The 20662-nt window shown below is 62.6% G+C and carries 21 protein-coding genes; 6 read left to right on the top strand and 15 right to left on the bottom strand.

Annotation, left to right across the window (positions count from 1 at the left end; translation table 11 throughout):
• Positions 1–11 precede the first annotated feature (11 nt).
• Positions 12–902 carry an AraC family transcriptional regulator gene (locus tag AC1DX6_RS02365; RefSeq protein WP_477310834.1) on the top strand — a complete coding sequence of 297 codons (891 nt, stop codon included), beginning with the start codon at positions 12–14 and terminating at the stop codon, positions 900–902.
• On the opposite strand, the gene AC1DX6_RS02360 is transcribed toward AC1DX6_RS02365, so the two are convergent.
• Entirely contained in the window at positions 899–1744 is an 846-nt protein-coding gene (locus tag AC1DX6_RS02360) for a MurR/RpiR family transcriptional regulator (protein ID WP_477311880.1), read from the bottom strand. The two genes, AC1DX6_RS02365 and AC1DX6_RS02360, sit on opposite strands and share 4 nt — an antisense overlap.
• 155 nt (positions 1745–1899) lie before the next feature.
• Here AC1DX6_RS02360 and AC1DX6_RS02355 point away from each other — a divergent pair, with 155 nt between their 5' ends.
• Complete coding sequence (locus tag AC1DX6_RS02355) at positions 1900–3009, top strand: Gfo/Idh/MocA family protein (protein ID WP_477310832.1); 1110 nt, start codon at positions 1900–1902, stop codon at positions 3007–3009.
• A 12-nt stretch (positions 3010–3021) separates the two neighbouring features.
• Here AC1DX6_RS02355 and AC1DX6_RS02350 read toward each other — a convergent pair whose 3' ends face one another.
• Complete coding sequence (locus AC1DX6_RS02350; protein WP_477310830.1) at positions 3022–3717, bottom strand: helix-turn-helix transcriptional regulator; 696 nt, start codon at positions 3715–3717, stop codon at positions 3022–3024.
• Between the two features lie 126 nt (positions 3718–3843).
• Between AC1DX6_RS02350 and AC1DX6_RS02345 the strand changes: the two genes are divergently transcribed.
• The gene (locus AC1DX6_RS02345) at positions 3844–4479 is read left to right on the top strand and encodes a LysE family translocator (protein WP_477310828.1); all 636 of its coding nucleotides are present in this window, start codon (positions 3844–3846) and stop codon (positions 4477–4479) included.
• Positions 4480–4517: 38 nt separating this feature from the next.
• Here the strand turns inward: AC1DX6_RS02345 and AC1DX6_RS02340 are convergent, their stop codons facing one another.
• The 7 genes from AC1DX6_RS02340 to AC1DX6_RS02310 all read right to left on the bottom strand — a co-directional run bounded on the left by AC1DX6_RS02340 (position 4518) and on the right by AC1DX6_RS02310 (position 12287).
• Positions 4518–5609 (bottom strand): 3-deoxy-7-phosphoheptulonate synthase, encoded by a 1092-nt coding sequence (locus AC1DX6_RS02340; RefSeq protein ID WP_477310826.1) that lies wholly within the window; start codon positions 5607–5609, stop codon positions 4518–4520.
• 289 nt (positions 5610–5898) lie between these two features.
• Positions 5899–6693 carry an SDR family oxidoreductase gene (locus tag AC1DX6_RS02335; RefSeq protein WP_477310824.1) on the bottom strand — a complete coding sequence of 265 codons (795 nt, stop codon included), beginning with the start codon at positions 6691–6693 and terminating at the stop codon, positions 5899–5901.
• Positions 6694–6866: 173 nt separating this feature from the next.
• Positions 6867–7859: an inositol 2-dehydrogenase gene (iolG, locus tag AC1DX6_RS02330; protein WP_477310822.1), complete on the bottom strand. Its 993-nt coding sequence runs from the start codon at positions 7857–7859 to the stop codon at positions 6867–6869.
• A gap of 201 nt (positions 7860–8060) precedes the next feature.
• Positions 8061–8828 (bottom strand): ATP-binding cassette domain-containing protein, encoded by a 768-nt coding sequence (locus AC1DX6_RS02325; RefSeq protein WP_477240637.1) that lies wholly within the window; start codon positions 8826–8828, stop codon positions 8061–8063.
• A 2-nt stretch (positions 8829–8830) separates the two neighbouring features.
• The gene (locus AC1DX6_RS02320; RefSeq protein ID WP_477310820.1) at positions 8831–9907 is read right to left on the bottom strand and encodes an ABC transporter permease; all 1077 of its coding nucleotides are present in this window, start codon (positions 9905–9907) and stop codon (positions 8831–8833) included.
• A 105-nt stretch (positions 9908–10012) separates the two neighbouring features.
• Entirely contained in the window at positions 10013–10954 is a 942-nt protein-coding gene (locus AC1DX6_RS02315; protein WP_477310818.1) for a sugar ABC transporter substrate-binding protein, read from the bottom strand.
• A gap of 301 nt (positions 10955–11255) precedes the next feature.
• A complete protein-coding gene (locus AC1DX6_RS02310) occupies positions 11256–12287 on the bottom strand; it encodes a LacI family DNA-binding transcriptional regulator (RefSeq protein ID WP_477310816.1) in 1032 nt (343 codons plus the stop codon).
• Between the two features lie 185 nt (positions 12288–12472).
• On the opposite strand from AC1DX6_RS02310, the gene AC1DX6_RS02305 reads away from it, so the two are divergent.
• Genes AC1DX6_RS02305 through AC1DX6_RS02295 form a run of 3 tightly spaced genes read left to right on the top strand, consistent with a single transcriptional unit; the run spans position 12473 to position 15170 of the window.
• Complete coding sequence (locus AC1DX6_RS02305; RefSeq protein WP_477311879.1) at positions 12473–13567, top strand: fatty acid desaturase family protein; 1095 nt, start codon at positions 12473–12475, stop codon at positions 13565–13567.
• Between the two features lie 53 nt (positions 13568–13620).
• The gene (locus tag AC1DX6_RS02300; RefSeq protein ID WP_477240629.1) at positions 13621–13935 is read left to right on the top strand and encodes a MocE family 2Fe-2S type ferredoxin; all 315 of its coding nucleotides are present in this window, start codon (positions 13621–13623) and stop codon (positions 13933–13935) included.
• Positions 13935–15170 carry an NAD(P)/FAD-dependent oxidoreductase gene (locus AC1DX6_RS02295; RefSeq protein WP_477310814.1) on the top strand — a complete coding sequence of 412 codons (1236 nt, stop codon included), beginning with the start codon at positions 13935–13937 and terminating at the stop codon, positions 15168–15170. Before AC1DX6_RS02300 ends, AC1DX6_RS02295 begins: the two co-directional genes overlap by 1 nt.
• Positions 15171–15275: 105 nt before the next feature.
• Here AC1DX6_RS02295 and AC1DX6_RS02290 read toward each other — a convergent pair whose 3' ends face one another.
• The 6 genes from AC1DX6_RS02290 to hslV form a co-directional block, all read right to left on the bottom strand.
• Positions 15276–16235: a DUF1402 family protein gene (locus tag AC1DX6_RS02290; RefSeq protein WP_477310813.1), complete on the bottom strand. Its 960-nt coding sequence runs from the start codon at positions 16233–16235 to the stop codon at positions 15276–15278.
• A 193-nt stretch (positions 16236–16428) separates the two neighbouring features.
• A complete protein-coding gene (hslU, locus tag AC1DX6_RS02285; RefSeq protein ID WP_477310811.1) occupies positions 16429–17742 on the bottom strand; it encodes an ATP-dependent protease ATPase subunit HslU in 1314 nt (437 codons plus the stop codon).
• Positions 17743–17746: 4 nt separating this feature from the next.
• On the bottom strand, positions 17747–18346 hold the full coding sequence (locus AC1DX6_RS02280; RefSeq protein ID WP_477310809.1) for a DUF2585 domain-containing protein: 600 nt from the start codon (positions 18344–18346) through the stop codon (positions 17747–17749).
• Between the two features lie 49 nt (positions 18347–18395).
• Complete coding sequence (locus tag AC1DX6_RS02275) at positions 18396–19556, bottom strand: hypothetical protein (RefSeq protein ID WP_477310807.1); 1161 nt, start codon at positions 19554–19556, stop codon at positions 18396–18398.
• Entirely contained in the window at positions 19553–20068 is a 516-nt protein-coding gene (locus tag AC1DX6_RS02270) for a GNAT family N-acetyltransferase (protein ID WP_477310805.1), read from the bottom strand. Before AC1DX6_RS02270 ends, AC1DX6_RS02275 begins: the two co-directional genes overlap by 4 nt.
• Positions 20058–20609 carry an ATP-dependent protease subunit HslV gene (gene hslV, locus AC1DX6_RS02265; RefSeq protein WP_477310803.1) on the bottom strand — a complete coding sequence of 184 codons (552 nt, stop codon included), beginning with the start codon at positions 20607–20609 and terminating at the stop codon, positions 20058–20060. The genes AC1DX6_RS02270 and hslV overlap by 11 nt, the downstream gene beginning before the upstream one ends.
• Between the last annotated feature and the right edge of the window lie 53 nt (positions 20610–20662).

Below are 20662 nucleotides of genomic sequence, written 5' to 3'. Positions count from 1 at the left end.
ATGTTCGCGCCATGAGCGAGGCCCTACGAGAGCTGATCGACATTGCCGGCCGCCATGCGCGCGGGCGACGAACAGCAACGGCTATCCCCCGCGTTTCGATCGGCCGCAGCGAAGTCACCACGGCACCGGTGGCGGGCGTGTGGGGTTCGGGGATTCTGTTCGTGCTGCAGGGCGCGAAGACGGTTCTGATCGGCGACCGGGCTCTTCGTTACGATCCCGCCAGCTATTTCATCTACACTGTCGACACGCCGACCATCAGCCAGTTGGTCGAAGCGAATGCTGCCCGTCCCTACCTGGCCATCGGCTTCACCCTTGACCTGCAGGCTGTCGCCGCGCTGCTCGTCGAGCACGAGCCGGCCCTCGGCGGCGACAATTTCTCCACCTCTCCGGTCAATGACGAATTGCTGGATGCACTGCGTCGAATGATGCGGCTGCTTGACCGGCCAGCCGAGATTCCGGTGCTGGCGGCGATGCTCGAACGCGAGATGCTGTTTCGGCTGCTGCAAGGCCCGCAGGGCGGGAAGCTGCGCCAACTGGCGCGCGCCGATGGCCATTTGTCCAGGATACGGCAGGCGATCGCCTGGATCCGGATGCATTGCCATGAGCCGATCCGGGTCGAAGATCTGGCGGACATCGCGCATATGAGCAACGCCGCATTCTACCGCCACTTCAAGGCGGCGACGGCGATGAGCCCGATCCAGTACCAAAAGCAGATCCGGCTGCTGGAGGCCCGCCATCTGCTGGTTGCCCAGCCAGGCAACGTGGCACAGGTCGCCTTTGCCGTCGGCTATGAGAGTGCCTCACAGTTCAGCCGGGAATATGCCCGTCAGTTCGGATCGCCGCCCGCTCGCGACGCAGCGCGGCTTGTGGCGGGAGGCGAAGCGGCCGCAGAGGTCATCTAGACCCTGCGCTTCTTGCCCGTGTCACGGCGTTTCTCGCCAACGGCGACGGTCAGCGCCATGGCCAGCGCCATTGTCGCCGACAGCGAGCGGAAGCCGGCGAAATCGGCCTCGGCGACTTCGAACCAGACCCTGGCGAACTTGGCCAGCGGCGAAAAGGCGCTGTCGGTGATCGCCACGATCGGCACGCCTTGTTCCGAAATGGTCTGTGCTTCCTCGATCGTTGCCGGCGCGTAGGGCGAGAAGCTGATGGCGATGACGGCGTCTCTCGGTGTGGCAAAACCGATCATCTCGGCGTTGAGGCCAGCGGCGGACTCAATCAACTGGTTGCGGATCTTGAGCTTGCCAAGCGCGTAGGCGATGTAGGACGCGACCGGATAGGAGCGGCGCTTGGCCAGCACATAGATGGTTTCGGCCTTCGCCAGCAGAGCGATCGCCACTTCGAAATGGGCTTCGTTCAGCGTGCGTGAAATGTCGTTGAGCGAGGTGCTGGAGGCGGCGACAAAGCCGTCGAAGATCGCCCGGTGGCCGGCGCCCTCCTCGGCCTTGGCGCGCAACGCCAGCAGCCTTTCATCATAGGACGAATTGCGCTCGCGCAGGCGTTCGCGAAACACCGACTGCAGGCTGGTGAAACCATCGAAGCCGAGTTGCTGGGCAAAACGGATCAAGGTCGAAGGTTGGACGCCGGCCGAGGCAGCGATGCTGGCGGCGGTGCCGAAGGCGATGTCGTCGGGATTGTCGAGCGCATAGGCGGCGATCTGGGCGATGCGCTTGGGCAGGCTTTCGCGCCGCTCCAGGATCGTTGCCCGCAGCGTCTCAAAATCGCGAGGTACCCGTTCGTCCATCGTCGCTTTGCCCAGGCTCATTGGTCGGTACCCTCTCTGCCTCATCATAGCGAGCCTGCGCAAGAACACCATAAAAAATGAGGCAGGCGTTCCATTCCTGAGAAAAATGGACTAATTCATCCGCCAAGACTTTTCAGTCAGCGGAGACAAGGGAAATGGTCGGAGTCGGTCTTATCGGTACGGGCTTCATGGGCAAGTGCCATGCCATTGCATGGAGTGCCGTCGGCGCCGTCTTTCCTGATGTGGCCAAGCCGCGGCTGGTGCATCTTGGCGAGGTCAGTGAGGAGCTGGCCCGGCGCAAGGCGGACGAGTTTGGCTTTGCCAAGGCGTCCGGCGACTGGCGTGCCGTCGTCAACGATCCCGAGGTGGATATCGTCTCGCTGACCACGCCGAACCAGTTCCATCCGGAAATGGCCATCGCCATCCTCGCGGCCGGCAAGCATCTGTGGTGCGAAAAGCCGATGGCGCCGAGCTTTGCCGAGGCCGAAGCGATGGCGGCAGCGGCGAAGAAGTCGGGCAAGGTGGCCGCACTTGGCTACAACTACATTCAGAACCCGGCCATCCGCCACATCGGCGCGCTGCTCGAAGAAAAGATCATCGGCGAGGTCAACCTTGTGCGCATCGAGATGGACGAGGACTTCATGGCCGACCCGGAGGCGCTGTTCTTCTGGAAGCATGAGGCATCGTCCGGCTATGGCGCGCTCGACGACTTTGCCGTGCATCCGCTGTCGCTGATTTCGGTGCTGTTCGGCCGCGTCGGCCGCGTCATGTGCGACATGGCCAAGCCCTATGCCGACCGCAAGGTCGCGACCGGCGGCCGGCGCGCGGTCGAGACCTACGACATTGCCAGCGTGCTGATGCATCTCGAAAACGGTGTGGCCGGCACGCTGCTGGTCAACCGTTCGGCCTGGGGCCGCAAGGGCCGCATCGCCATCCAGATCTTTGGCTCGAAAGGCTCGATCCTCTACGACCAGGAACGGATGAACGAGTTCCAGCTCTACCTCACCGCCGACCGGCCGACCGAGCAAGGCTATCGCACCGTCCTGGTGGCGCCGCACCACAAGCCCTATGACAGCTTCCTGCCGGCGCCCGGCCATGGTCTTGGCTTCAACGATCTCAAGATCATCGAATGCCGCGAACTGTTGACGCGCCTCGCTGGCAAGCCGGCGCGCATCATCGACTTCGACGAAGGGCTGGAGATCGAGCGCACCGTGCATGCGATGGCGCGCTCGTTCGAGGAGAAGCGCTGGGTGGATGTGCGGTAATATCCGCTCGTCTCAGCCGCTGGCTGCCGGGGTCTCCCAGCCGTCCACCCATATCTGCCGCAAGCGGTCGCCTTCGCCCTTGAAGCGCAGCCCGGTCGGCTGGCAGTCCTCGATCCGGTCGCTGCGGAAATTGCGGATCGCCTGGCGCAGTTCGCACCAGGCGACGATGTTGGCTGTCTCGGCGTAGTAGATGAGCGCGATCGGGCGGATCAGGCGTTCGGAGGCACGGCCCATTTCGTCACGATAGGAAAGGTCAAGCTTCTCCTCGTCGCGGATGGCGCGGCGCACCAGCGCCAGATCGACAGCACCGATCGATGGCGCGGCAAAACCCCAGACATGCAACGCATTGGCGTCGAACGCCTGACGCAAGGGCGGCGGCACTGCACCCGCAACCTTGGCGCTGACGCGCTTGGCCGCCTGCTTGAGCTCGCTGTCGCCCGTGCGCTCGAGCAGCGCCAGCGACAGCACGATCGCCTCCATCTCCTCGATCGAAAACATCAATGGCGGCAGGTCGAAACCGGGGCGCAATATGTAACCGATGCCGCGCCCGCCTTCGATCGGAACCCGCATCGCCTGCAGCGCGGCGATGTCGCGATAGATCGAGCGCACCGTCACTTCCAGCTGTCCGGCAATCATTGCTGCCGTCACCGGCTGTCGTGCCAGCCGCAGAATCTGGATGATCTCGAACAGGCGCGACGCCTTGCGCATTTCCTCACCCGTCCGAACGCTACTGACACATCCCCGTCAGTTGGGGTGACCTATAGGACTGCCTATCGGATTGAAAATCAACAGATACCTCGGCAACACGCCGGCAGAAGGCGACAGGCAACTGACATGAGCTACGCGGAAAATCTATGGCTGTTTTTTCTTCTGTTGTTCGGCATCATCGTCGTGCCGGGCATGGACATGCTGTTCGTGCTCGCTAATGCGCTGACCGGCGGGCGCGACCGGGGGCTCGCCGCCACCGGCGGCATCATGGTCGGTGGCATCGTGCACACGCTAAACGGTGCCATCGGCGTCGGCCTGCTCATGCATTTCGTGCCGATCCTGTTCAAGCCGCTGCTGATCGCCGGCGCCGCCTATATGGCTTTCATCGGCATCACGCTGATGCGCAGCTCCATCACGGTCGGTCAGGATGGGCCGGCCGGCAGCCGCTCCGCCTGGAAGGCCTTTCGCCAGGGTTTTGTGACCTGCCTGATCAATCCGAAGGCGTATCTGTTCGTGCTTGCCGTCTATCCGCAATTCCTCAAGCCGGCCTACGGCCCGATCTGGATGCAGGCGACGGTCATGGGGCTGCTGACGGTGCTGACGCAGGCCGCGATCTATGGCGGACTGGCAATCTCGGCCGGCCGCAGCCGCACGCTTCTGGTCGCCAACCCGCGCGCGACCGCTTTTGCAGGCCGCGCGGCCGGACTGCTGCTCTTCGCGGTTGCCGTGTTTACCGCCTGGGAGGGGCTGAGGGCGGCGTGATCTCTGCAAGCGCCGCCCTCCCTTATGTGGCATCCGCGTCAAGCCGCTCCCTGCCGGCTCTCCAGCATGGTGCGGCGGGCCGAGCGGCGCCATTCCACGGCGCCGGCAAGGCCGTGCAGCACCGTCTCGGTGGTCGCCCAGTCGATGCAGCCGTCGGTGATGCTCTGGCCGTAGACCAGCGGCTTGCCAGGCACGACGTCCTGGCGGCCGGCGACGAGATTGCTCTCGATCATGACGCCGATAATGTGCTCGTCGCCAGCCGCGACCTGACCCGCCACGTCCGCGGCCACCTTGGGCTGGTTCTCCGGCTTCTTGGCTGAGTTGGCGTGGCTGACGTCGATCATCAGACGGGGCGCGACGCCGATGCGGGCGAGTTCCGCCGAGGCCGCCGCGACGCTTGCCGCGTCATAGTTGGGCTGAACGCCGCCACGCAGGATGACGTGGCAATCCTCATTGCCGGTGGTGGTCGCGATGCCGCTGCGTCCGCCCTTGGTCACCGCCATGAAATGATGCGGCTGGGCGGCCGATTTCACCGCCTCGGCGGCGATCCGCAAATTGCCGTCAGTGCCGTTCTTGAAGCCGACCGGGCAGGACAGGCCGGAAGCAAGCTCGCGGTGGATCTGGCTCTCGGTGGTGCGCGCGCCGATGGCACCCCAGGCGACGAGGTCGGCGATGTATTGTGGGATGGTCATGTCGAGGAACTCGGTTGCTGCCGGCAGGCCGAGATTGTTGACGGCCGACAAGACGTTGCGCGCCATCCGCAACCCTTTCTCGATATTGAAGCTGCCGTCCAGGTCGGGGTCATTGATCAAGCCTTTCCAGCCGACCGTGGTACGTGGCTTCTCGAAATAGACACGCATGACGATCTCGAGCCGGTCGGACAGGGTCTCGCGCAGCGCCGCCAGACGGCTGGCATAGTCAACGGCCGCGACCGGATCGTGGATGGAACAAGGGCCAACGATGACAAGCAGTCGATCGTCGGCCCCCGTAAGGATGGAATGGATCGCGTTGCGCGCGGTGGCGACGGTACGCGTCGCCGTCAGCGTGCGCGGTATCTCGCGCATCACCTCTTCCGGCGCGCTCAATGCTCTGATTTCGGTGACCCGAAGGTCGTCTGTGGTGGTCAACACGGCTTTCTGCTCCTGTTTTTTAGGAGACCTGCCGGCTGAAACAAAAAAGCCGCCAGGTCTGGCGGCTGTTCGGACTTGTTGCTGCAATCTTCAGATCGAGCGCAATCCTCCCGCCGCCAGCGAGCTCCTAAAGTACCAATACGAGGCGGTCAGGTTGATCATGAGGCTCATATAGTCGAAGCGGCGGCGTTTGTCACGTGCCGTAAATGAGTTGGCGAAATCGCTGGCGAGAGCGCCCCTCTCCCCGTCACTATACGGGGAGAAATGGGTCGGCCGCGGCGCTGGCTCCCTACTCCGGCGAAGCCCCGGCGACGCTCTGGTCGTAGTCGACCAGCGAGCCGGTCATGACGCCGGACTGCGGGCTGACCATGTAGCTGATCAGCCGGGCGAGCTGCGTCGGCTTGACCAACTGGCCCATCGGCTGCGCGGCCTCGGCCTTTGCCAGCCAGTCGTCCGGCGCGTCGTGCCATTTCTTCTGCACGATCGCCTCGCCCTCGGTGTCCATCCAGCCGGGCAGCACGGCGTTGCTGCGGATGCGGTTGCCGCGATAGGCGTTGGCGACATTCTTGGTCAGCGTCATCAGCGCGCCCTTGCTGGTCGAGTAGGGCGTCAGGAAAGACTGGCCGCAATGCGCCGACATCGACAGCACATTGACGATCGAGCCGGGAGCCTTGCGCGCCAGCAGATGCGCCACCACGCCTTGCATCAGGAAAAACGGTCCGCGCACATTGGTGGCGAAGATGGTGTCGAAAAGCTCTTCGCTGGTTTCGACCAGCGAACCGCGCGCCGACGTGGCGGCGGCATTGACCAGCGCATTGATGGTGCCGAAATGCACGATCGCGGTTTCGACTGCACGCTTGCAGTCAGCCACTTTTGAGACGTCGGTGCTGATGAAGATGGCGTCGACGCCCAATTTCTTGAAATGGGCGACTGCCTTGTCGCCCTTCTCCTGAGAGCGGCCAATGAGCGCCAATGCCCGGCAACCCTCGTCGGCTAACGCCTCGGCAACGGCAAAGCCGATGCCCTGTGCGCCGCCGGTGACGATGGCGCGTGTCTGTGAATTGCGATCGGCCGATGCGCTCATCGCTTTGCTCCTGGGTTGGATACCAAAATTAAGGTGTGTTTCAGATTCAGATCAGGCCGAGTCGAAAATGACGGTTTCCGAGAACCGGAGCGGAGCGTACTTTTAGGTACGTGAGCACCGGAAGCGCAGGAAGCCGCCATTTGCAGGCCGGCCTCACCTGAATATCAACACACCTAGTCGAGACGGACGGTCTTGCCTGTGGTCGCCGACTTCAGCGCCGCGTCCGCCAGTTTCAACGCCACGAGGCCGTCGGCCCCGCTCGGCGCCGCCTTCTTGCCGGTGGTTGCCGCGGTGATGAAAGCGGCGATCTCGATGGCATAGGCGTCGAGGTAGCGGGTCATGAAGAAGTCGTGCAGCGGCGGGCGTGTATAACCCTTTTCGTTGGCCAGTTCGATCGACACCGGGCGCTGGTTCTCGGCGGCGACCATGCCCTTCGAACCGTGCACCTCGATGCGCTGGTCGTAGCCATAGGTGGCGCGGCGCGAATTGGAGATGACGGCCTGCTTGCCGGAAGCGGTTTCGAGGATGACGCTGACCGAGTCGAAATCGCCGGCCTCGCCGATCTTCTTGTCGACCAGCACCGACGCATGGGCGCTGACCGCGACCACCTCTTCGCCGAGCAGGAAGCGCGCCATGTCGAAATCATGGATGGTCATGTCGCGGAAAATGCCGCCCGAACGCTTGATGTAGTCGATGGGCGGGGCGCCCGGGTCGCGCGAGGTGATGGTGACCATCTCGACGGTGCCGATGGCGCCGTCGTCGATCGCCTTGCGCACGGCGGCGAAGTGCGGATCAAAACGGCGGTTGAAGCCTACCATCAGCGTCGCCTTGGCCTTTTCGACCACGGCCAGGCACTTCTCGACGCGCTTGACGTTGAGGTCGATCGGCTTCTCGCAGAAGATCGCCTTGCCGGCCTTGGCGAAGCGCTCGATCAGATCAGCATGGGTGTCGGTCGGCGTGCAGATGACGACGGCGTCGATGTCCTTGGATTTTTCGATGGCGTCAATGGTGCGCACTTCGGCGCCATAGGCTATCGCCAGCTCCGTCGCCGCCTTCTCGAAGGCGTCGGCAACGGCGACCAGTTTGGCCTGCGGATTGGAGCCGACGGCGCGGGCATGGACCTTGCCGATGCGGCCGGCACCAAGGAGGGCGAAACGAACAGTCATGGAAATTCCTTTGAGGGTGGTTCGAAGCGGGGCGCCCGGTCATGGGCGCCGGTGATTTTCCGGTCAAGACAAGATCGACAGGGAGGCGATGACCACCGCCTCCGCGCCCGGCCTAGAGCCCTTTGTTTGAGCATGATCTCTGGACAAAACGGTTCCCGTTTTTGTCCGAGAAAACCGGATTCCACTTTTCGGGATCATGCTCTAGGCCGCGAGTTCCGCCTCCCCGGTCTTGGCGCCGGTGATGTAGGAGACGATATCGTTTCCGTCGGTGTCCTGCTTGCGCAGATTGGCGACGATCTTGCCCCGGCGGAAGACGACGATACGGTCGACCAGGTCGAACACCTGGCGCATGTTGTGGCTGATCAGGATCAGAGGCTCGCCATTTTCCTTCAGCGTGCGGATGATGTTTTCGACCTGCGCCGTCTCCTGCACGCCGAGTGCCGCCGTCGGCTCGTCCATGATGATGAGCTTGGAGGCAAAGGTCGCGGTCCGGGCGATCGCCACACATTGGCGCTGACCGCCCGACATGTGGCGGATGGTGCTGGACAGGTTGGGGATCTTGACCGCCGTGCGGACAAGAGCCGCCTCGGTCGCCTTGCGCATGAACTTGCGGTCGAGGATCGAGAACGGCCCGAGATTGAACAGCACCTTCTCGCGGCCGAGAAACAGGTTGGAGGGCACGTCGAGATCGTCGGCCAGCGCCAGGTTCTGGAACACGGTCTCGATGCCGGCCTCGCGCGCTTCGATCGGGCCGGAAAAGTTTACTTCCTTGCCGTCGAACCAGACCTTGCCGTCGGTGCGCTGTTCGACGCCGGTGATCTGGCGCACGAAGGTCGATTTGCCGGCGCCATTGTCGCCCATGATGGCGACATGCTCGCCCTTGCGCAGTTCGAAATTGGCGCCTTCGAGGGCATGCACGCCACCATAGCGCTTGGTCAGGTTTTCGGTCTTCAGAACGATGTCCGACATGATCAACCTCCTATCGCGCGGCGGCGCTGGCGCCATTGGTCGAGAACCACCGCGCCGACGATGATCACGCCCTTGACCATCTCCTGGTAGTAGGCGTCGAGGCGCAGGAAGGTGAAACCGGAGATGATGACGCCGAAGATCAGCGAGCCGATGACGGTGCCGATGATCGAGCCGCGGCCGCCCGACAGCGAGACGCCGCCGATGACCGCCATGGCGATGGCGTCGAGTTCGTACATCACGCCCATGCCGGATTGAGCGGTCAGGTTCTTGGAGCACAGCACCACGGCGGCGAGCGCGGCGAGGATGCTGGCGATGGCATAGACGAGGATCTTGTGGTTGGCGATCTTGATGCCCGACATGCGCGCGGCATCCTCATTGGAGCCGATGGCATAACAGTGCTTGCCGTATTTGGTGTAGGTCAGGATCAGCTGGAACAGTATCGCCAGCGAAATGAAGATGACGACCGGCATCAGGCCCTTGCCAATTGCCGCGAAACCGTCTGTCGGAAATGAGATTGGCTGGCCCTTGGACCACCATTTGGCGATGCCGCGCGCCGTCACCATCATGCCGAGCGTGGCGATGAAGGGTGGGATGCGCGTGTATGCGATCAGAAAGCCGTTGACCAGGCCAGCCAGCAGGCCGCAGCCGATCGCGACCAGCACCGGTACGATCACCGGCAGGTCGGTCCAGCCCTGCGCGAGGAACATCGCCTTGGGGTTGGGGTTGCCGTTGACCATCGCCACCTGGGCGAAGCTCATGGAGATCATCGCAGTGGCACCGACGATCGAGCCTGAGGACAGGTCGATGCCGCCGCAAATGATCACCTGCGTCACGCCGATGGCGATGATGCCGACGATCGACACTTGCAGGATGATGATCTCGAGCCGCTGCTGATTGAAGATTGCGTCGACATTGTCGCGGGTGTTGAACAGGAAACTGTCGCCGAGGAAGACCCGGCCGATCAGTTCGAAGGCGCCGACGAGGATGACGAGCGCCAGGAAAACGTTGAACTCGGCCGGCCATGCGCGTTTCTTCGCATCGTAGGTGAGCCCGCCGACGCCATGAGATGTCTGTGCCACGTCTTCTGTCCTCCGTCGGCCGCGTTCGCGCTCCCGCCACCCGCTCGGGCAAATCGGGAAAGGAGGAGCGGCGCTGTTTCACGCCGCTCCAAATCGGTCCGAAACTCAGTTCTTCTTCAGGAACTTGTCGATGTTTGCCGGCGTCACCAGCTGGAAGGGGACGTAGACCTTGTGTTCGACCTTCTCGCCCTTGGCCAGCTTGAGCGCAGCGTCGAGAGCACCGGCACCCTGGCCGGCGGCATCCTGAAATACCGTCGCGTCAAGGTCGCCCGCCTGCATTGCGGCAAGCGCGTCCTGGGTGGCATCGACGCCACCGACGACAACCGTCTTCATGTCGATGTTGGCGGCCTTCATTGCCTGGATGGCGCCGATGGCGCTTTCGTCATTGTTGGCAATGACGCCATCGAACGGCTTGTTGGTCGACAGCCAGTTGGTCATCAGGTTCTGGGCCTGGTCACGGTCCCAGTTCGACGTCTGCTTGTCGATGATCTTGATGAAGCTGCATTCCGGCGTGGCGATCACCTCTTCGATGTCCTTGGTGCGCTGCACGGCGGCCTGGTTCGACAGCTCGCCCATGATCACATAGACATTGGCTTCCTTCTTGCCGGCTTCCGTGAACAGGCGGCAGACTTCCTTGGTCTCAAGCGTGCCGGAATCAGCCTCGTTCGAAGCGACGAAAGCCTGGTTGTCCGGCAGCGTGTCGACATTGACCGGCTCGCGGTTGACGTAGACCAGCGGGATCTTGGCGGCGGCGGCTGCGTCGGACATCGCCTGCGTGGCCGAAGTGTCGACCGGGTTGACGATGATCGCGTCGACGCCCGAGGCGGCGAAGTTCTTGATCTGGTCAAGCTGCTTGGCGACGTCGTTCTGCGCGTCCTCTACCTGCAACTCGACGCCGCTCATGCCCTTGGCCTGCTCGATCATGCCGTTGCGCAGGACGGTCAGGAAGTTGTCGTCGAATTTGGCCATCGACACGCCGACCTTGGCAGCGAGTGCCGACGAACTCATCAGCGCCGCAAAGGCGACGCCCAAAAGCAGTTTCTTCATTTTCGTTCTCCTCCACACATTGGTGTCCGGCTGCACCGATTTACCCGGAATCCCCGATCTCCCAGGGAATCTCTCCCGATTGCTGGTTCAGCTCCGGCTGGCGTTTTCCCTGCAATTGGAACGCCAGGCGTTCAGTTTGAAACAGATGTTCCGGAACGAAAGAACCAAAATACCCAGTTGGTGAAATTTTTATTCCATTTTCCGCCGCGACGTCAAGGGTGATTCCGCGGTCGGATGGCGGATTTTCGGCTCGCTCTGATAGATTCTATCATTTCCGGGGCCGACTCTCGCCGACGAGGGGTCAAATGTTTTCCGGGAGATAGATGTCGAAAGGCAGAAAGGTCTGGCCCGGCGCGTTGGCGGCGCCAGCCTCGATGGCATGCGCCATCAGCCCGACAAGTTCGCGGCACAGTGCGGCTAGCGGCGTGGAGATCACCATGGTCAGGATGTTGTCGGCGAGCGCTGCGCGCGATTCAGCATTGATCTCATTGCAGACGACCACTGGCATGTGTTGGGGCCTTGCTGCCCGCAGCGCCGAGACGGCGCCTTCCATGCCGCCGCCGGCGACGTAGCAGCCGGCGAGATCCGGATAGCGCGCCAGAAGATCGATCATCGCATCGTGGGTCACCTGATTGGCTTCCAGATTGACCAGCGTTTCCATCACCGTGAACTCAGGCGCATGTTCGCGGAAAAAGGAGCGAAAGCCGATCTCGCGCAGCTCATGACCATGGAAGCGATGGCTGCCGACGAAAAGCGCGACCTTGCCGGGCTTCGGCGCCGCCTTGGCGATCATCCAGGCCGCGGTGCGACCGACCTTGCGGTTGTCGAGGCCGACATAGCCCTCGCGGATGCCGGCGGCAAAGTCGGACAGCAGGGAGAAGACCGGCTGCCCCCTCGCCTTCAGCGCCTCGACGGCCGCCGTCAGCGTCGGATGGTCCGGGCCGACAACGGCGATGGCCCTGGATTTCGCCGCCAGTCTGCGCATCTGGACGGCGATCTCGTCGGCGGCGAGCGAACGGGCGAAGTCGATGGTGGCGACGCCGCGGAAGCGCTGCGACTGCGCGACCGCCACTTCCAGTTCCCGCGCGAAATCGCCGTAGAAGACATCATTGCCGCGCAGCAGCAGAAAGCCGAGGCGGTATTCCGGCAATTCCTGGCGCATGCGCTGCTTGATCAGCCCGGCGGCGTGATAGCCGATGCCGGTCGCCGCCTCATAGACACGGCGCGCTGTTTCCTCGCGCACCGGCAACCGGTTGTTCAGCACCCGGTCGACGGTGGCGACGCTGACGCCGGAGATGCGTGCCAGATCGGTGATGGTGGGCCGCTTTGCCATGGATCCTCCACTAGATGCGGGCTGAGATTACCTCATTCTGATATGAAATGATAGAAACTATCTTTGTGATATTGAGACTATCATGGCTTGGCGCTATTTTGAAATCCGACGCCAGCCATTGCGCCCGAGCTTCCACTATGGGCTGATCGCAAGGCGCGGATGGAGGAACCTCGATGACGGCAGTGATGGACGCAGCACCGTCCCGGCGCGACTACAGCCTGATCGGCCGAGACGCCAAGCTCGCCGTCGAGACCGGGCTGTCGGCAGCCGAGTGGTATCACACCGATATTCCGCGCAAGCAGATGAAGGAGCTAATGCAGCGCTCGGACCAGCCGGCGATCCGCGACACCATAATCTGGCTCGGCGCGCTCATCCTCAGCGCTGCAGGCGGCGCCTGGTTCTGGGGCACATGGTGGTGCGTGCCGTTTTTCTTCGTCTACGGCACGCTTTACGGCTCGTCGACCGATTCACGCTGGCACGAATGCGGCCACGGCACCGCATTCCGGACTCAGTGGATGAATGATGCGATCTATCAGATCGCCTGCTTCATGATTATGCGCAATCCGGTGACCTGGCGCTGGAGCCATACACGGCACCACACCGACACCATCATCGTCGGCCGCGACCCGGAGATATCGGTCATGCGGCCGCCGGACCTGCTGCGCGTCATGCTGGCGTTCGTCGGCGTGCTCGACGCCTGGCATGCAACGAGCGACATGGTACGCAACGCCGCCGGCATCATCAGCCCGGCGGAAAAGACCTTCATCCCTGAGCAGGAGCAGCCGAAGGCGATCCGCGCCGCCCGCATTTGGACGGCGATCTACGCCGCAACCATCGCGCTGGCGCTTTATTCGGGCTCATTCCTGCCTTTGATGCTGGTCGGACTGCCAAGGCTCTACGGTGCCTGGCACCATGTGCTGACCGGCCTGCTGCAGCATGGCGGCCTTGCCGACAATGTCATCGACCATCGGCTGAACAGCCGCACCGTGCTGATGAACCCTATCAGCCGCTTCATCTACTGGAACATGAACTACCATGTGGAGCACCACATGTTCCCGATGGTGCCCTATCACGCGCTGCCGAAGCTGCATGAGCTGATCAAGCACGATCTGCCGGCGCCGACGCCGTCGATCCTGGCCGGCTACCGCGAGATGATACCGGCCTTCCTGCGCCAGTTGCGCAATGAGGATTATTTCGTCAAGCGCGAGCTGCCGCCGACGGCCAGGCCCTATCGTGACGAATTCCACAGCGACCATGCTGCTGCGAAAGCAGCGGAGTGACAGCAGCCCGCAACGGGGCAGCTGACGGGCCAAAATTCTACCGGGAGAGATCAATGAGCGACTGGGTCGAGGCCTGCGCGGCCGGAGACATCGACGAAGAGGATGTGATGCGGTTCGACCATGGCGGCCGCACCTTTGCCATCTATCGCAGCCCCGACGACGACTATTTTGCCACGGATGGGCTGTGCACGCATGAGAAGGTGCATCTGGCCGACGGGCTGGTGATGGACGACATCATCGAATGCCCCAAGCACAATGGCCGCTTCAACTACAAGACGGGGGACGCCAGGGGCGCACCGGTCTGCGTCAATCTGAAGACCTATCCGGTCAAGGTCGACGCCGGCAAAGTGCTGATCCAGATCGGGTGATGGCAATGACAAAGGGCATGGTCATCATCGGCGCCGGCGAATGCGGCGGGCGCGCGGCGCTGACGCTGCGCGAACTCGGCTATGTCGGGCCGGTGACGCTGGTCGGAGACGAGCCGCATTTGCCCTATGAGCGGCCGCCGCTGTCGAAAGACGCAATGGTCAGCGATGCGCCCGAGATCAAGGCGATCGCCAGCGAGGCGTTGCTGGCCGAAAAATCGATCCGGCATATCCATTCGGTCCAGGCAGTGGCGATCGACCGCGCCGCGCACAGCGTGCGTCTGTCGGACGGTTCGGTGCTGGCTTACGACAAGCTACTGCTGGCAACGGGCTCGACGCCACGCAAGCTGCCGATGCCAGGCCTTGGGTCGCGCTGCGTCTATCTCAGGACTTTTGCCGACGCGCTGGCCATTCGCGCCCATCTGCGGGCCGGCAACCGCATCGCGATTGTCGGCGGCGGCTTCATCGGCCTCGAGCTCGCCGCAGCAGCGCGCAGACTGCGCGCCGATGTCACCGTCCTCGAGGCGCTCCCGCGCATCCTGATGCGTGGCGTGCCGGCCGAAATCGCGCAGGTGATCCACGCGGCGCATGAAGCCGAAGGCGTCACCATTCTGTGCGGTGACGGCATCGCGGCGATCGCCGACGACGGTGCGCAGGTGCGCATCACGCTGGCCGGCGGACGCGACATCGTCGCCGACCTCGCGGTGATCGGCATTGGCGCCGTGCCGGTGACCGCACTTGCCGCGGAGGCGGGACTGACGATCGACAATGGCATCGCGGTCGATGGCGAGCTGCGCAGCAGCGATCCGGACATCTTTGCCGCCGGCGATTGCTGTTCGTTTCCGCTTGCCGTCTATGGTGGAAGGCGGGTGCGGCTGGAAGCCTGGCGCAATGCGCAGGAGCAAGGTGCCCTGGCGGCGAAGAACATGCTGGGCGCCGATGAGGCGCACGCTGCGGTGCCATGGTTCTGGTCGGATCAATATGGCCTCAGCCTGCAGATCGCCGGCCTGTCGGATGAAGGCCGCAGCACCGTACGCCGCGATCTCGACGACGGCGCCTTCATCCTGTTTCATTTGGCTGGGGATGGCAGGCTGGTGGCGGCGAGCGGCATCGGTCCCGGCAATGCGGTTGCCCGCGACATCAGGCTGGCCGAGATGCTGATCGGCAAGCGGGCGAAGCCGGCGCCGGAGGCGCTCGGCTCGCAGGCCGTCAAGCTGAAGTCGCTGCTGGCGGCGTAAGGGCTTAGAGCAGTTCATCGTTTCACAGAAACGCCGAACCGCTCTATGTCTTTGTTTTTACGCAATTCCGGACGGAAAACCGCTCACACTTTTCCTGGAATTGCTCTAGAACAGCGCCTTGAGCTCGGACAGTTTGTCGTTAACCAGCCAGCCGTAGTAATTTTCCTCGGGCAGCTTCACCGGCTCGCCGGCGGCGCGGCGCCTGTCGTTCTCGAGCTTCAGCTCATAGGCGTGCTGTTCGGGATTGCCGATGTTGTAGAGCGTCGAGGTGACGCCGGGGTTGCCTGAGATGTCGAAGCCGGCAATGCCCTTGTAGGCGTCGATCGATTTTTTGATCGTCGCCGCGACATAGGGCAGCGTCAGGTCCGGATCCATGATGGTCTTGTAAACGGCGTTCGGATCGCTGACGTCGAGCTTCGGCAGGCCGGACACCTTGTGCACGAGATCGCTCATCTGCAGCGCCGTCAGCGGATTGAGCTGGCCGAGGCCAAAGGTCTGGCCGGCGTAATAGGGCTGGAAGAAGGTGGCGCCGAAGCGGTCATTGGGGAAGCTCTCGCCGCCGACGCTCTTGCCGCGGAAAGAGCGGTTCCACACCTGCTCGCGGCATTCCCACAGATCGTAGCTGTCCGACTTGGCCGCGCATTTGGCGAATTCCGGCCGCTGCACGAAATCGGTGATGTCCTCGCCGTCATAGGCGAAGGACAGCTTGCTGGAGAGATAGGAGATCGCCTTGACGTAATAGGTCTGCAGCCGGTCATAGGCGTCGACATTGTAGGTATGCTCGCCGACGATGGCGCCGACGATGTGCATCGGGTCGATACCATAGGCGGAGGCCGCCTGCTTGATCTTGCCGCGCAATTCGGCGTCGCTCTCCAGCAGCGCGTAGACCTTGCGGTATTTCGCCTGGAAAGTGGTGTTGGTGGCCTGGGTGCGCCGGCTAGAAGCGCCCGGTATGTCGGGCTGCTCGACATTGCGGTTTCCCGGCGGCACCATGGTTGCCGCCTGGGCAGCGAGCATGGTTGTCGCCAGCGCCAAGCCGAGAATGACGAAGATCAGTTTTTTCATGCACCGCCGCCTAAATAGTCGGGGGGCAAACTAGGTAATGCTCCAAGGGGAGTCGATAGACCCCTTGGCCCGGCAGGTCGAAAGCTGGCCAGATGCTTCCATTTGGCCACACCTTCGCAAATCCTGCCGGCAATGTGTGCCGCCGCCCGCGCCGGGATCGCCCCGGCCCACCCTTCACAAGATGAATTGCCCTTTAAAGGATGAATCGCGACAAATCTGTGTTTCTGGAGAGGTCGCCGACATGCTTTTCCACATAGGCGGCGTCGATGGTCACCGAGGTGCCGTTGCGGTCGGGCGCATCATAGGAGATCTCGTCCAGCACCCGCTCCATCACCGTCTGCAGGCGCCTGGCGCCAATGTTTTCGACGCTGGCGTTGAGATCGACGGCGATGCCGGCCAGCGAATCGATGGCATCGTCGGTGAAGGTCAGGTCGACGCCCTCGGTCTTCATCAGCGCGATATACTGCTTGATCAGGCTGGCCTCGGTCTCGGTCAGGATGCGGACGAAATCGTCCTTCTCCAGCGCCCGCAACTCGACGCGGATCGGCAGGCGGCCCTGCAGTTCCGGCAACAGGTCGGACGGCTTCGAGACATGGAAGGCCCCGGAGGCGATGAACAGGATGTGGTCGGTCTTCAGCGGACCATACTTGGTCGCCACCGTCGTGCCTTCGATCAGCGGCAGCAGGTCGCGCTGCACGCCTTCGCGCGAAACGCCGGCGCCCATGCCGCCTTCCCGCGAGGCGATCTTGTCGATCTCGTCGAGGAAGACGATGCCGTCATTTTCCGTCGCATCGAGCGCCCGGCGCACCACCTCGTCCTGGTCGAGCAGCTTGTCGGACTCGTCGTTGACCAGAAGCGCGTAGGATTCCTTCACCGTCGTCTTGCGGGTCTTGGTCTTCTTGCCACCCATCGCCTTCGACAGCATGTCGTTGATGTTGAGCACGCCGATATTGGCGCCCGGCATGCCGGGGATCTCGAAGCCGGGCATGCCGCCAGTGCCGGTGTCGGCCACTTCGACCTCGATCTCCTTGTCGTCGAGCTCGCCGTCGCGCAATTTCTTGCGGAAGCTATCGCGGGTGGCCGGGCTCGCCGTTTTGCCGACAAGCGCTTCCAGCACCCGTTCCTCGGCATTGATGTGGGCGCGCGCCTTGACGTCCTCGCGCATCTTCTCGCGCACCAGCCCGATGGCGATCTCGACCAGGTCGCGGATGATCTGCTCGACATCGCGGCCGACATAGCCGACCTCGGTGAACTTGGTCGCCTCGACCTTGACGAAAGGCGCACCGGCCAGGCGTGCCAGGCGGCGCGAAATCTCGGTCTTGCCGACGCCGGTCGGTCCGATCATCAGGATGTTCTTCGGCATCACCTCTTCACGCATCTGGCCTTCGAGCTGCTGGCGGCGCCAGCGGTTGCGCAAGGCGATGGCCACGGCGCGCTTGGCGTCCTTCTGGCCGATGATGAAGCGATCGAGCTCCGAAACGATTTCGCGGGGAGAAAATGTCGTCATGTCACTAAATTCCACTTTGCCACTGCTTGATGGCCTCGAACGGATGCAGCAGCATGATCACGTTGAGTGTCAGATTGTCCCGGATGAGATAGCCGGTACCCAGTTCGAAGAGGATGGCGAGGCTGACGATCACCCATATAGGTAGCCTTCGCGCCATCACAAATCCCAGCACCATGGCCAGTGTGTCGGACACGGAATTGATGATCGAGTCGCCGTAGTAGTCGAGCGAGATGGTGCCGGCGCGGTAGCGGTCGATGATGAACGGGCTGTTCTCGAGCAGTTCCCAGCCGCCCTCGATGAGGACGGCGAAGGCCAGCCTGAGTCCAATCGGCGAGCGTGGGAACAGGAACCTTGCCAGGGCGTAGAACAGGAAGCCGTGGATGATGTGCGAGAAGGTGTACCAGTCTGAAATGTGCTGGGAATTCTCGGAACTCTGCACGACACCGTGCCAGAGTTTGACGTAGCCGCAGGTGCAGATCGGTGTTCGCCCCATGCCGTAGAGGGCGCCTGCCTGGAAGATGATCAACGCGAGGACGAGCAGCAGCCCCATCCGCCACGTGTCTTCATAGGCCGAATAGCTTTTATCGTCGCCCGATGCGTTCATGCCCTATTGCCTCTCTTCCGCGTCGCCGTCTCGATCATCACAAAGCCCGTCACGCTTTCAGCGGCGGTAGCCGGCGGATCATGGCTGCCGGCAAAGTGGGTTCGACGACAATCCGCCGGATACGCTGCCAGCCAGCCCCGAACAGAATAATCAGCGCGCCGACAACGACCAGGATCAAGGCAAAAGGCGGGATGCCCGTCGAATCGGAGGCGGAACTCACCAGATAATAGATGCCCAGCGAGCCGAAGTAAGCCAATGTAGGAACCAGAAGCGAACGGCGGTCTATGGCGAGCGCGACATAGAGGAAGCCAAGGATCAGGATCGTCAGCATGACGGTTGCATTGGCGTCCGGCGCGATATGTCCGAATACGACGTTCTGGCCGGTTGCCATGATAAAGAGCGGATGCACCAGCATAGGCGCCGAGACGACATGCAGCCAGAAAGCGCAATCGGACCAGATTTTGCGTCGATCCCTATCGTAAATGTCAAAAGCTACACCCGTTGCGAACACGATCAAGCCGCAGATCAGCGGCATGTAGAGTGCCGCGCGGAGCAATTCGGGAACATCCTCAAGGCGTGGCGGCGCAATCGCGCCCGTTGTCACACTGTCATATAGGATTATCGCCGTCTGCAGGAACGCAAGCAGCGTGAAAGCGATGGCGATAGCTCCAGCAAGAATGGGGACGCGAAAGCGCCAGAAATAGATCGCCGCCGCGATTATTCCTCCGCCCAGGAACAGATATCCGGCCCGGGACGCCGTCTGGCGCAACGCCAATAGCTGCCAGATAGTCTCCGGCTTGCGTATGCCGAAGCTGGCCTCCACTTGTAGCGCCAGAGCGACCAGAATGGCGGCCATGAAAATCAGGGCAAGCACGGACGACGATAGTTTCATTCGGTGCTGACGCGTGACAATTTCGGCGAGCCCCCAAGTGAAAACCGCGAGGATGCCAGCGATCCAGAGTGTCTGGCCCGGAAGTAAAGTGGTGAGGACAAAGAAGAAGCCGGCGCTGAGCAGAACGGTTCCCACAGTGACAAACAGATCGTTGCCGCCGCCGACCAGCCGCAGGTTTTCCTCGTCACCCTCGTCATCGGCGCGCCTAGCATCGGGGGCGAGTGCGACCGCCCGTTCCATAGCCTCCAACTGATCGCGCAGGGTCTGCGAGATCAAACCTTTCGCGACTGCCTTGTCGAGTGTTTCGGGGCTGATCAATCGGGCTCCTGCGGCGCGTCGCGCGCCATCATCAAGGCCGGCCCGTATTCCGTTGTTCTGGTGTCAAAGGCGGCAAAGCCGGCTTTCTCATAGGCGCGAATGGCGCGGCCATTGTCGGGATGCGGGTCGATGATGACGCGCGGCGCGCCTTCCTCGAACAGCTGCTCGACGAATTGCCGGACAATGGCCGAGCCATGTCCGGCCCCGACAAGCTCCGGCACGCCGATCGACAGGTCGATGCCGAGCGTGCCGAATGGCTGGTCGGCATAGGGATGGCCGTCCTCCAGATGCGGGTCATAGCTCTGCAGATAGGCGATCGGCTTGCCGTTGAGCTCGACGATCAGCGGTTCGACGGAAATCGAGTCGATATGCTCACGAATCTCAGCGATTTCCGTTTCGGGATCGTCCCACCACTGCGCGACATGCGGCTCGGCCAGCCAACCGGCGATCATCGGCAGGTCTTTTTCCGTCACCGGCCGAAAATCGTAGGGCACGACTGCCTCAGCCGGCATCGAGCGTTTCGATGACGAAATTGTTGTTGGTGTAGACGCAGATGTCGGACGCGATCTGCATCGCCTTGCGGGCGATCTCCTCGGCATCCTTGTCGCTGTCCATCAGCGCGCGCGCCGCGGCCAGCGCATAATTGCCGCCGGAGCCGATGGCCATGACGCCATGTTCGGGCTCGAGCACGTCGCCATTGCCGGTCAGCGCCAGCGAAACCGACTTGTCGGCCACCAGCATCATGGCTTCGAGACGGCGCAGATAGCGGTCGGTGCGCCAATCCTTGGCGAGCTCGACACAAGCGCGCGTCAGCTGGTCGGGATATTGTTCGAGCTTGGCTTCCAGTCGTTCCAGCAGAGTGAAGGCGTCGGCGGTGGCGCCGGCGAAACCGGCAATGACATTGCCGCCCTTGCCGATGCGGCGCACCTTGCGTGCATTGCCTTTCATGATGGTCTGGCCAAGGCTGACCTGGCCGTCGCCGGCGATCACCACCTTGTTGCCCTTGCGCACCGTCACGATGGTCGTGGCGTGCATGGTCAGTTCATTCGACATTTCCTGGGCTCCGAGCAGCACCATCCCAAAAGGCGATTGGCGCGTTACGAGTG

It is taken from the genome of Mesorhizobium sp. P2_C4 (assembly GCF_056404575.1).
Note: the sequence above shows the minus strand (reverse complement) of the source record. Positions and strands in the feature narration are given on the sequence as shown.